Genomic DNA, 13,119 nt, shown 5'->3' with positions numbered 1-13,119 from the left:
TCGATTTTACTCAATTTTTTAGCTATCGTATTGATTCAACTCAACCTATTTTATAATCAATAGAGAGCCTTATTTGTGGAAATAAGACTCTATTTTTAATAAAAAATAAAATATTATAAAACCATCCTAACAATATCGATTTCGCTTAATTCTTTATAAAGATTTTCAACCTGATCAATATGAGTGGCATTAATAGTAATTGACACAGAATGATAATTACCTTTGCTACTTGGTTTAATTGATGGCGTATAATCACCAGGAGCGTGGCGTTGAATCACTGATACCACTTTATCTACCAGCTCTGGCTTTGCTTCTCCCATGACTTTATAGGTAAAAGAACAAGGAAACTCTAATAATTCATTTAATTTTGTTTTTTGCATAATTGTATTTTTCTCACTTAATTGGAGCAATGTATCAGTAAGACTACTAAGAATAGTCACTATATATAGGCAATTTAGTCTTCTTCAAGTAATGAAATATAAACATTGCTTTTTAAAGGCTATAATTTGATCTATGATAAGAAAATTCTAACAGCTTGATAAATGTATCTTGCTATTCATTCTCTATAAGGTTAATACAATATGTTATCTCAGCTCAGCGATAAAGAACCTTTCGGAACATTATTAGGTTATGCGCCAGGTGGCGTTGCCATTTATTCTTCTGATTATGAAACATTGGATCGAACCCAATACCCGACTGATGCATCATTTCGTAGCTATTCTGGGTATGAGTATATGGGATATAAATGGCAATGTGTTGAATTTGCAAGGCGATTTTTATTCTTAAATTACGGTATTGTATTTACTGATGTGGGTATGGCTCACGAAATTTTTTCACTACGCTTTTTAAGGCAAGTTGTTAACGAAGCCATTTTACCTTTACAGGCGTATGCTAATGGCAGTAAAAAAATACCAGAAGCAGGATCTTTATTGATATGGGATGATGGCGGTGTATTTGATAGAACAGGTCATGTCGCTGTTATTACTGAAGTGTTTGAAGATAAAATTAGGATAGCTGAGCAAAATGTAATACATACCCGCTTACCCATTGGGCAACAATGGACGCGCGAACTTAAAATGACAGTGAGCAATGAGGGCTATCAATTACATGATACGTTTGATGACACGAAAATCTTAGGTTGGATGATTCAAACTGACAAAACCGAATATACTTTACCACAACCAACAATTCCTAAGCCTTTACTGGAAATCCACAGTGCTCATATTAAAAATGAAAGCCAATTTGCTAAAAAATGGTTAAATGAATCAGACCCATTAGAAAATGCGTATGTATTAGCAGCAGGTCATGCGATTAGCCATGATGATCAATATCGTTATTTCACCATTTCAGAAAGTGCGGAACAAGAGTTAATTCGGGCAACAAACGAGTTACATTTAATGTATTTACATGCTACCGACAAGGTGTTAAAGGATAATAATTTATTAATTAATTTTAATGTTCCTGAAATATTATGGCCAAGATTACGTCTTTCTTGGCAGCAACGCCGTTATCAAATGATTACTGGACGATTAGATTTCTGTATGGATGAGCGTGGCTTTAAAGTTTATGAATATAATGCCGATTCGGCCTCTTGCCATACGGAAGCGGGGCATATTTTACAAAAATGGGCAATCCAAGCGGGATTAAACCGAGGAGCTGATCCTAGTTGTGGCCTACTTAATTCTTTAGCTAACTGTTGGGTGCATAGTGATGCCGAACCTTTTGTTCATATCATGCAAGACAATGATAGTGAAGAAAATTATCATGCACTATTTATGCAAAGTGCCCTTACTCAAGCTGGATTTAGTAGTAAGATTTTACGGGGCCTTAATGGGCTATGTTGGGATAAACGTGGGCGGCTTGTGGATGATGAAGGCCGTCAAGTAACTTGTGTCTGGAAAACATGGGCTTGGGAAACGGTTTTAGAACAGCTTCGAGAAGAAAGTGAAGCACAAGTTGCTGGATTACCTATTCGTACAGGGCATCCAGAAAATGCTGTAAGATTAATTGATGTATTGTTACGGCCAGAAGTGTCTGTTTTTGAGCCATTATGGACGGTTATTCCAAGTAATAAAGCTATTTTACCTGTGTTATGGTCATTATTCCCTAACCACCGTTACTTATTAGAATCGACTTTTGAACTTAATGAAAACCTAATTAAAAAAGGTTATGCTATTAAACCGATTGCAGGACGGCGGGGTAGCAATATTGAATTAGTCAATAGTAAAGAACAAGTGCTTGATAAAACACAGGGTAAATTTGCAAAACAAGAAAACATCTATCAAGAATTATGGTGTTTACCTAAGGTCGATGATCGGTATCTACAGTTATGTACTTTTACTGTTGGTGGGCATTATGGCGGTGCTTGTTTACGGTCAGATCCTACATTGGTTATAAAAGGTGAAAGTGATATGCAACCATTACGCGTTTTAACGGATGATGAGTTTATAAAGTGAATTTTTGTAGAGAGGTTTCGGATAATTCATACGTTTTAGTATAAAACAGAAATAATAGCAATTGCGCTTATTGGATAAAATTAACCAGATAATCGCGTGGCTTTTTAAAATAATTTTTATATAACCTATTATTTTTTTATAATGAATTGTTTATGTTTTGATTCAAAAAACAGACGAAAAGCTCATAATATCGGCTAGCAAACCAATTACAACATTCAAGTTTTTCTGTTAGAATTGATATAATCCTATAAAAAGATAAATAAAATTAAGGAATAAAAAGGAATATATGGCAAATACATTACTTCGAAGTGGTGATATCAAAGATTTCAAAATGTTAGGACATGATGGTAAGGCTGCCTATCTCGTTGCAACTCAAATCCGCGAAATGTTTAGAGTTAAATTAGGTAAGCAATATGCTGATTGTTTAGCTATTCCCCAACGTAATGATCAAGGCAATATTATTGATTGGTATATTCCTTTTGACTCAGACCAGCCTGATGGCCAATATTATATCGTACCTTGGAGCTCTGCTAGCGAGTCTGAGCAAGAATCAGCACTAACATTGCTTAGAGAATTTGAACATAAAGTGATGAATTTCGGTAAGCAACTAGCGAGTAATCCTAATTTAGAAGGGGATCAACTCCTTTTTAGCCGCCTTATTTATGACCCCAAAAATAAGGCCGACAGCGCTGAGCCTAATTTGATGGCGATACGTTTTCCAAGTAATCAATTTGTTTATATCGTTAATGACAAACCCGTTATTACTTTTTGGGGATTTGTTTATCCACAAACGCCTCAAGTTAATTCTCCATTCTATTGTTTAGAACCCGCAAAAAAAGTTACATCAACAGCAACGGTGCCTCCAGCTCAGACACCTATTAATAATAAACCATGGTGGAAGCGTTGGTGGATATGGTTACTGGGATTATTACCTTTATTGTTACTTTTGCTAGCATTGTTTTTACTACGTGGTTGTTGGTTAAAACCTGAAATATCGATTAATCCAAATTTGTCTTTAGAAAATGCTCCAATTAATCAAGCAGAAAAAAATGAACAACAAGATGAGAAAAAGCCTAACGTTGCATTAAAAGCTGAGCCAAAAGATGTGGTTGTAGACAATCGGTTAGGCGCGATCAATAACGTTATACCAAATGACACAGCTTTAGGTGATACGAATAATATTAATCGTGTTCCTACTAATGCTGACGCAACTGACGATTCGGTTGATCATTCTGTACCATCTGATAGTACAAATGATGATAAGAATACTCCAAAACCAGATGCTAAAGATAATGAAAATGGACCGGTACCATCTCCAGATCTGGATAAAACTGATGGAAAGAATGAAAAATCCAATGTTCCCGATCCGGATCAAAAAGATAATGTTGAAGAGAAAAATAGCCAAGATGGCACTGACCAAACGACTTCTCCAACCGATAAAAATAATAAATCAGATTCGACTTCAGCTGCTGATCAGGCTGACCATTTAGCTTTGCCTACTGATGCAATCAAGCAAGGAACCACCGATTTCTTAAATGGTCAATGGTCTGCAAACGGGGGGATCCAAGATAAAGCTACTGGCAAGCCATTGCAATTAAGTTATAACTTTAATGATGGCAATGGTGAAGTGACTATAACACGTAGTGATGGTGTAAAATGTACAGGTAATGTTAGCACTGGCATTAAAAACGCTAATTTAGATATAACAGGTAACACTGAGGCTGTTTGTAGTGACAATACCAAATATCAATTACCAAAAATTCAATGTACACAAGGCAAGGATAATAAAGCTAATTGCCAAGGAATTTATAATAATGGGACTGCATTCCCAATAACGATGAAAAAACAATAAAGGTTGTATATGCTTCCAGAATTACGCAATTATGGTCAAGAAGTGACACTTATTATGAATAGCGGTATTCAGTTTCTTGACTTCGCTCTTAAAATTGATTGGAAAGATAACTATTGGCGCAATAGAGTTAATGGTAACTTTATTGATCCCTCCGAAAGTGGCGCACTGATTAGATTGATTGAAGATGTGGATAATGGTCAATTTTTTTCGCCAGATAATCCGACATTTGCCGTTAATCCAACACAAGAAATAAGTGTTGAGCAATCGTTAAAATTATACGACGGTATTTGGTTACCTGTGCCTGTTTTACGCTCAATACCGCCTGAACGCTTTGATAAAGGACCTCATAACTGGAGCCGAGTTCGAATTGTTAGTATTCCTGAGGGGGAAGATCCCGATGGTAATACACATCGAATCACTTTTGCTTTTGATACAAAAGTATTTGCTAATTTACAAGATGTGGCTTACCTTGCACCAACCGAAAATGATGTAATGACTGGCGCCGTATTTAGTTTAGCACATCGTTCAGATCACATTTCCTGGTATTTAGAACTAAAATGGATCACCAATTGGTTAATTGATCTTTTTCAAGAGTTGGCGGGAGATCCCCAGCGCTTAAAAATTCACAGAGATGATCTTAATATAGAGATGAAAAACAAAGCTTATTATGGTCATTATCTTAATATCATCCATTTACTTGCCGACTCATTACATTTACCAACAATTAAAATTGTCTCAAATACTAAAAATGATTTGGTGAAATCAATTCCTGTTGACATGATTTTAGATGTAGGAAACTCTCGCACTTGTGGGATTTTAATTGAAGATCATGTTCAAGATAAAGATAGTTTAAACCATCGTTATGAGCTTGAAATTCGGGATTTAACGCAACCAGAGCATATTTATAATGAACCATTTGAAAGCCGAGTAGAATTTTCCCAAACCTTTTTTGGTAAAGAGCATTTTTCTTTGCAAAGTGGGCGACGAGATACGTTTCGTTGGCCAAGTATTGTTCGTGTTGGTCAAGAAGCAAGCCGGCTTGCCAGTAGGCGGGAAGGTAATGAGGGGGCAACTGGGCTTTCAAGTCCAAAACGTTATTTGTGGGATCAAGATAAATACGAACAAGGTTGGCGTTTTAACTCTCATTATGTCAAAAGCGATCATGAACCGTTTGCAACCGCAGAGCCTTTTTCAAGTTTAATTAATGAATATGGGGAAGCGTTACACATTCTTAGCAATGATATTCAAGAAGAATATGATCGCAAAATGCCCGTTTTCCATCCAAAATATTCTCGCAGTTCTTTGATGACATTTATGCTCTGCGAAGTATTAATGCACGCATTAATGCAAATCAATAGTGTTGCCCAACGTAATAAACTTGAACATGCTAAAACACCGCGTAATTTACGTTCAATTATTTTAACGATTCCTCCAGCGATGCCTAAGCCTGAACAAGCAATATTCAAAAGCTGTGTATACCAAGCAATCGGCTTAGTTTGGAAAAGCCTTGGTTGGGATAGTTCAGATGATAATATTGACTTCAATAATCCAGAGCAATTAAAAAGTGTTTGGCCAAATATTCCTGAAGTTTATATTCAATGGGATGAAGCAACGTGCGGTCAAGTTGTGTACCTTTTTAATGAGACACAAAATAATTATAATGGACGTAGTGAAGAATTTATTGCTTCCATGATTCGCCCAGACAAAGAAAATAAACAAAAACTGACCATTGCAACGGTTGATATCGGCGGTGGTACAACCGATTTAGTCATTAATGATTATCAATTAGACTACGGCGTCAGTGCGCAAACCAATAGCAGTAATGCCTATATCGTACCCACACAACGTTTTCGTGATGGATTTAAAGTTGCTGGCGATGATATCTTGCTTGATATTATCCAAGATACCGTGTTAACGGCTTTAACAAATGGCTTAAAACAATCGGGCATTGCTGACCCGAATCCAATTTTATCCACAATTATTGGTTCGCAACAACTATCTATACAAGATGCAGTATTGCGTCAGCAACTTACTTTACAGTTATTTACGCCTGTTGGCTTACAAATATTAAAATCGTATGAGCTTTACGATCCGTTACACGCAGAACAACATGTGTATCGCTCTACCTTTAGGGAATTATTACACCATAACATTATGACGGATAACGTGCTTAGTTTTATTAATGATCCAATTAAGCGCGCATTAAACAATCCTGATTTTTCGGTGCTTGATTTAACTATCGAAATTAACTTAAAACGTATTCATTATTTGTTTATTCGTGGTGATTATTACAATATTTGTAAAACCTTTGATGCACTATCGGAAATTATTAGCTGTTATCAATGTGATGTGCTTTTATTAACTGGTCGCCCTTCGCGTTTACCGGGTATTCAAAGTTATTTTCGATCACGGTTATCAATACCTGCTGGGCGAATTTTACCATTACATGGATATCACACTGGTAGTTGGTACCCATTCCATAAACAAGAACGTATTGATGATCCTAAAACGACAGCCGCAGTGGGAGCTATGCTGTGCTTTTTAAGCAAGAATTTACGATTACCTAATTTCTATTTTAGATCATCTAATATGGATTTATATTCAACTGTTAAATACATTGGGCTGCTAGATAATCTGAATATGATTAAAAAGGAAAATGTCTATTACCAAGATATTGACTTGGATAATCCTGATTATGATTTTCCTGAACTATCATTTGAAATTAGAGGAACCACAAGGCTTGGATTTAGGCAGCTTGAAGTTGACCGTTGGCCTGCATCGCCTATCTATATTTTGACAATTGAAAATAGTGACGTGGCTAAACGATTGAGCGCTGAAGGTGTGGTGTTACAAGTGACTTTAGGTATAAATAACAAACAAAAAATGGTTGAAAATTTTTATATTAAAGATTTAAAAGCCTCTGACGGGCGGGCTTGTAATAAAAATCAGGATATTAAACTCAGCTTAAACACAATGGTTAACTCTGGTTTAATTAGTGCACAATATTGGCTTGATAGTGGAATGATAAAACGATGAATAACTTAAATGAACAACTTCCTAAATCTTGGGATCAGGTCTATCAAGCGTCCGCAAAGGCTATTGAATGGGTGCATCAAACACGTCATTCATCCAAACGTTTAAATAGTGAAGCCGATAATTTAATTCTAGATTTGCGCCGTTTGCGTAATAGTGCAAAACGATTAGGTGATGTTTCTGCCAAATCTGTTGCAGTTGGTTTTTTTGGGTTATCACAAGCGGGCAAATCTTATCTTATTTCAGCATTAGCTGCTGGTGAAAATGGTAAACTTGAAACCATTGTGGATAATGAAGTTCTCGATTTTATCGATCACGTTAACCCAGTCGGAAGTGGCAAAGAGGCAACAGGCCTTGTTACCCGCTTTAGCCGTATTGCCAAAGGTGGCATACCTGACTATCCATTAGAATTGAAATTATTTAAAGAGATAGAAATTGTCAAAATCTTGATAAATGCTTACTTTAAGGATTTTGATCAACAAAAAGCCTCCAATAAAATTGAGTTAGTACAGCTAAATCAGTTGATTCAACGTTTAGAAACTAAAAAACAGACCAGTTATGTAGGCGGTGTTAACGAAGACGATATTGTTGATCTTTATGATTACTTATCTGAAAACTTTGGTAATTCCCTTGATGAGTTGAAAGGGGGATATTGGGAAAAAGTCATCCTCTTGCTCCCTTACTTACCAATAGCTGAGCGAGGGGAGTTATTGGCTATTTTGTGGGGTGGACTTGCCGAGCTCACTACAATTTATACTCAATTAGCCACAACACTATCGAGTTTAGGTCATGTTGAAACTGTGTATGCGCCACTTTCTGTATTAGTTAAAGATAATAATGGCACTAAATCACAAATTGACAGTATTATGAATGTTGATATTCTTGAACGATTGAACACTAATAAAGATTCATCAGTGACCATAACGCCGTTCAATGGAGTGCCGACAGATATCTCTTTAGCTCAACTGGCTTTTCTAACCGCTGAATTACTCTTCCCTTTAGTTAATAAAACCAGAGTGCCAACCTTTGAAAACGTCGATTTGCTCGATTTTCCTGGATATCGTGGTCGCTTAAACTTGGTTTCAGTTTCAGATGTTAAAGAAGGTAACCCTATTGCTCAGCTTTTATTGCGAGGCAAAGTTGCTTATCTTTTCGAAAAATACACGGATAGCCAAGAAATGAACGTGCTAGTTGTTTGCACACCGTCAGATAAACAATCTGATGTTAATGATGTGGGTCCCGTTCTTGAGCGTTGGATTGATAAAACTCAAGGTGAAACTGCTGAAAAAAGAGCCACTAAAAAAGCTGGTTTATTATGGGCGATCACTATGTTTGATAAACGTATTGGTACCTCATTAACACTATCAGAAGATAATCTTAAAAATAGTTGGGGTAAAGGCGGTTTGCTACAACAAACTATTTTAGAACGCTTTGGTAGTTATGATTGGCTAAGTAACTGGTCCAACGAGCATAAATTTAATAATGTCTTCTTAGTTCGCAAACCTGGATTTGATGTGCCATTTTTAAATGTCGATTCAAAAACTTGCCAAGAACAAGCTTATAATGAAAATTATCAAGATAAAATGAATGTATTAAGAAGCACATTTATTCAAAATAGTGATATTAAAGAATATGTTTTTCAGCCAGAGGAAGCGTGGGATGCTATGCTAAAACTCAATGATGGCGGTATAGGGCGAATTAGTCAATACTTAGAACAAGTTGCTATAACTGAAGTTAAACAACAGCGGATTGTTGAACAGCTTAATGAAAAAATTGATTACATTATTAATATGCGTTTTGATACTTGGTATCAAGCAGATAGTAATGAAGAGCTCGTTAAGAAAAAACAAGTTATCGCTAATGTTGTTAAAGAACTACAAAATAAAGCATTATTATTGGGCGAACTACTTAAAACGTTTGAATTACCTGATCAAACAATTCGAGCACTTTATCATTCTAATACGATAGAAAATGAAACACAGCAAGATAGTAATGATAATTTGTTAGATAATTTATCAAATGATTTCGGATTAAATGCGGATTTTGAACTATTTTCTGATGTGAATTCATCGTTAACTACCGAACAAGTAACTATATTAACAACAGAATCAAAGTTTGCAAAAACGGTTTTTTCGGCATGGTTAGAGCATTTAAGAAATATCGTTTTAGATAAACATATTTTACAGTTTTTTGGAATTACTCAAAAATCACTTTCTTTTATTATAGAAGAACTTATTACTGCTGCGAATCGAATGAAACTTGAAGCAAGTTTAAGTGAACATATTTTGAATAATGAAAATATGGGTAGTAAACGTGATGATCTTGAGTCTAGGCAAATTAGTACTATTCATAATTTACTGGCAGACTTTATTGCTTGGTTAGGTTTTATTCAAGGTCAAGTAACTGATATACCAATGAGCAAAGTTAATCAAGGTAAGCCAATATTTTCTTCACCATTAAGTGAATTTAATGTTCAATCATCGCATTCATTACCAAAGCTAGACGATAATACTAAAAATTATTCTCAGTATGCGATCTTTGATTGGTTTATTGCGTTTGCGGTGCTTGCGCAAGAAAATGTAGGCCACCATGCAGGGCGAGAAATTAGTCAAGAACAAAATAGTCGATTAGGCGAAATTCTTGGCTTTTTCAAGCAATCGCAGATTAATTAAAAATAAATAATAACGTATTGAATAAATATAGTAAATGAGCCTTTTTGAATAAAAGGCTTATCACTCGATAGAGTGAATGATGCTCAAAATTTGGGTGTAAAATAGAGGATATCATGGCATTAAGAATTGAATTAGATGGTTATAAACCCGGTGTTGCGAAGTTTTTAGCTCAAAAATGGAAAGGCAGTTCTGAAATTGATATGCTTATACAACGTAATCAGGATGGGTACTATTTATCTGATTTGAATCAGTGGGCTCCTGAAAAAAGCTGGCATACAGTTGAAAATATGTCTGTAGATAATGAACAGCTAACAGGGCAAGTCAGTGAATGGTTGGTTGACACTTTGTTGTCACAGGGAAATCAGGTTCGTTTTCTTATACAAATTCGTGATAAACAAAATGAGAATTATATTGATGGCGGGGTTGTTAGTATTGCTGACACCGTGTTTGCATCAACGGCATTAAATGTGCAGGCAGCATTACCTAATGACGAACAAGTTATAGCAAAACCTGAATTAGCAAACGAATCTACTGTTGAAGAAGAGACGCCATTAATTGAAGAGCCCAGCATGGATACTGAGAAGACAATGCTGGCTGAACATGTTGAAGCGGAAACAATATCAGAGCCTGCACCTGAAATACCGCTTGAATCGGTTAAATCGAAAAGCCGCTTAGGATTAATCGTTGCTATTATAATTGGTTTTATGATGTTAATCGGGATTGCTCTTGCTACTTGGTATTTTTTCTTTTTCAAAAAGCAATCACAACCAATAACACCGGTGCAAATTAGTGCCCAATGTAGTTTAAATAATGGTTTTACCAATGACTTAACTTTTATTCAACAATGTTTACAAACCAAGCCAGAAGTTGATGCAATTATTCAGATAATTACTGAAGCTAAAAAAGCTGAAAAATGTAATATTGCTCAACGATTATATGCAAATCAAGCTCAGCAAAATGCGAAGATTGCTATACTTTATGCTAAAGAGTACGACGAGAAGTTTTATGAAAATAATAGTTGCTTTAAAGCAGATAAAGAAACCGCTATTTATTGGTATGAAACATCTTTGAATCATGATCCTGATAATACCTTAGCCAAAAATCGCTTAGCTGAATTGCAAAAATAGTGAGGAAAGGATATGAAAAAAATAGCAATTTCAAAACTCGTTATTGGTCTAAGCCTCGCTTGTGTACCTTGGATAGCTTCGGCAGCTGAACCGCTCAAACAAGAAGGCAAAAAAACCTTATATCAGCGTGTATTAAGCACACCAACGTGTGAATTAAAAAATAATATTACGGATCCTACCGGCAAATCTGTGCCAGCATTTTCACGCTATTATGTTTATGAACGTAAAAACGACAATAATCAGCAATGGCTTAAAGTTGGGCCTGATTCTTATGGAAAAGCGATAGGTTGGATTAATAATTCATGTGCAGTTGCTTGGAATATGCAAATGACATTAGTTTTTACAAACCCTGTTGATCGTGATCCTTTGTTATTTTTCAAAGATAAGGCTGCATTAACCGCTATTGTTGATGCTGATAAGCCAGAGGTTTTATTAAAGCCTATTCGTGACACGTTAAAAGCCAATAAGCCAGCTTCAGATGTGGTTGCTCAAGAGCCTAAAGAGTTTGTTGATTTTAAAAGTAACTTCTATTTATTACCTATTTTACAAGGTGAAGAGGTTATGAATGGGCAAGGTTTTTATGAGCGAGTGCTAGAAGTAGCATCAGTAAGTAAACAGGATTCATTGGTAAAAAATAATACAAAACCAGCTAATGGCCAAACTACTGATGATAGCACTAATCAAGTTGCTCCATTTAAAGCCGCCATTGTGTTTGTTATTGATTCCACTATTTCAATGGATCCTTATATTTCAAGAACTAAAGAAGCAGTAACGCGAGTTTATCAGCACATTGAAAAAGAAAATTTACAAGATCAAGTTAAATTTGGATTGGTTTCATTTCGATCGAGTTTAAAGGCCTCGGATAAACTTGAATTTGTTTCTAAACTTTTTGCCGATCCCAATAAAGTAAAAGATAAAGAGGATTTTAAACAGCTAAGCGCTTCGCTTAAACAAGCTTCTGTATCAACCGCATATTTTGCCGAAGATTCTTATGCTGGGGTCGCTCAAGCATTAAATGATATTAATTGGAATAGCTTTGGCGCGCGTTACATGATTTTGATAACAGATGCTAGTGCAATTCCCGGTGATGATAAACTTTCTAGTACAGGAATGGATGCTGCGCAATTAAGACTTGAAGCTCAGCATAAGGGCGTAGCTATTTACGCACTACATTTAAAAACGCCAAGTGGTGAAAAAGATCATCAGATTGCTGCAACGCAATATTCGGATCTAACTTATAATGATTTCATTCATAAATCGCTTTATTATCCTGTTAATGCGGGAGATGTACATCAGTTTGGCCAAAAAGTTGACTTGCTGGCAAAAGCCTTATCAGAACAAGTTAAGCTTGCGTATAAAGGCGAGGCTTCTGTCGGCAATGCACTTAATGCAAAAGATGATAATTCTGACATGTTAAAAGATGCATTGCTACTCAGTAAGGCCATGCAGTTAGCTTATTTAGGCGATACCAAGGGGACTAAAGCGCCAACCGTTTTTAAAGCCTGGATTGCAGATAAAGATTTCGTTAAACCGACGATTCCAACAGCGGAGCCTCGTATATTATTAACTAAATCGCAACTTAGTGATTTGAGTGATATTGTCAGCAAAATTGCTAATGCGGCTAATGATGGGTTAATTTCAGCCGATGATATGTTTTCCCAGCTTCGCTCTGTTGCTGCTGCGATGGGGCAAGATCCAAGTAAATTAAAATCAGATTCGGTGACCAAAATTGCTGACTTAGGTTTGCTTGGTGAATATCTAGATAACATTCCATATAAAAGTGATGTGACAGGGCTTGATCAAGATACTTGGAAAAGCATGAGCGGGCTTGAACAAGAAAAATTTATCCGTAATTTAAATAGTAAAATTCGTTACTATCAAAAATGTAATGCCGATGTCGATCGTTGGATTTCATTAGCCGAAGGTAGCGACCCTCGCGAAAATGTTTATCCTATCCCATTAGAAATGTTGCCTTAGAC

7 protein-coding genes are annotated in these 13,119 nt (G+C 35.9%); 6 read left to right on the top strand and 1 reads right to left on the bottom strand.

The genetic code is table 11. The annotated features are described in order from the left end of the window. Positions 1-113 precede the first annotated feature (113 nt). On the bottom strand, positions 114-380 hold the full coding sequence (gene ybeD, locus A9G41_RS11120) for a DUF493 family protein YbeD (RefSeq protein ID WP_065568404.1): 267 nt from the start codon (positions 378-380) through the stop codon (positions 114-116). A 201-nt stretch (positions 381-581) separates the two neighbouring features. On the opposite strand from ybeD, the gene gss reads away from it, so the two are divergent. From gss to A9G41_RS11090, 6 genes are all read left to right on the top strand, one after another. Beyond that, positions 582-2,456, top strand: coding sequence for a bifunctional glutathionylspermidine amidase/synthase (gene gss / locus A9G41_RS11115; RefSeq protein WP_075539681.1), 1,875 nt, complete (start codon positions 582-584; stop codon positions 2,454-2,456). A gap of 286 nt (positions 2,457-2,742) precedes the next feature. Continuing rightward, positions 2,743-4,308 carry an SrfA family protein gene (locus A9G41_RS11110; protein ID WP_075539680.1) on the top strand — a complete coding sequence of 522 codons (1,566 nt, stop codon included), beginning with the start codon at positions 2,743-2,745 and terminating at the stop codon, positions 4,306-4,308. A 9-nt stretch (positions 4,309-4,317) separates the two neighbouring features. After that, positions 4,318-7,344, top strand: coding sequence for a virulence factor SrfB (locus tag A9G41_RS11105; RefSeq protein ID WP_075539679.1), 3,027 nt, complete (start codon positions 4,318-4,320; stop codon positions 7,342-7,344). After that, entirely contained in the window at positions 7,341-10,013 is a 2,673-nt protein-coding gene (locus A9G41_RS11100; RefSeq protein WP_075539678.1) for a putative virulence factor, read from the top strand. Before A9G41_RS11105 ends, A9G41_RS11100 begins: the two co-directional genes overlap by 4 nt. Before the next feature lie 113 nt (positions 10,014-10,126). Beyond that, a complete protein-coding gene (locus A9G41_RS11095) occupies positions 10,127-11,140 on the top strand; it encodes a hypothetical protein (protein WP_065588241.1) in 1,014 nt (337 codons plus the stop codon). Positions 11,141-11,152: 12 nt separating this feature from the next. Further along, on the top strand, positions 11,153-13,117 hold the full coding sequence (locus A9G41_RS11090) for a vWA domain-containing protein (protein ID WP_065588242.1): 1,965 nt from the start codon (positions 11,153-11,155) through the stop codon (positions 13,115-13,117). Positions 13,118-13,119: the final 2 nt, after the last annotated feature.

Origin of the sequence: Gilliamella sp. Nev5-1, assembly GCF_001690895.1 — a bacterium.
Lineage (GTDB): Bacteria > Pseudomonadota > Gammaproteobacteria > Enterobacterales > Orbaceae > Gilliamella > Gilliamella apicola_C.
The sequence above is the reverse complement of the archived record's forward strand: the minus strand, read 5'-3'. Positions and strand labels throughout refer to the sequence as shown.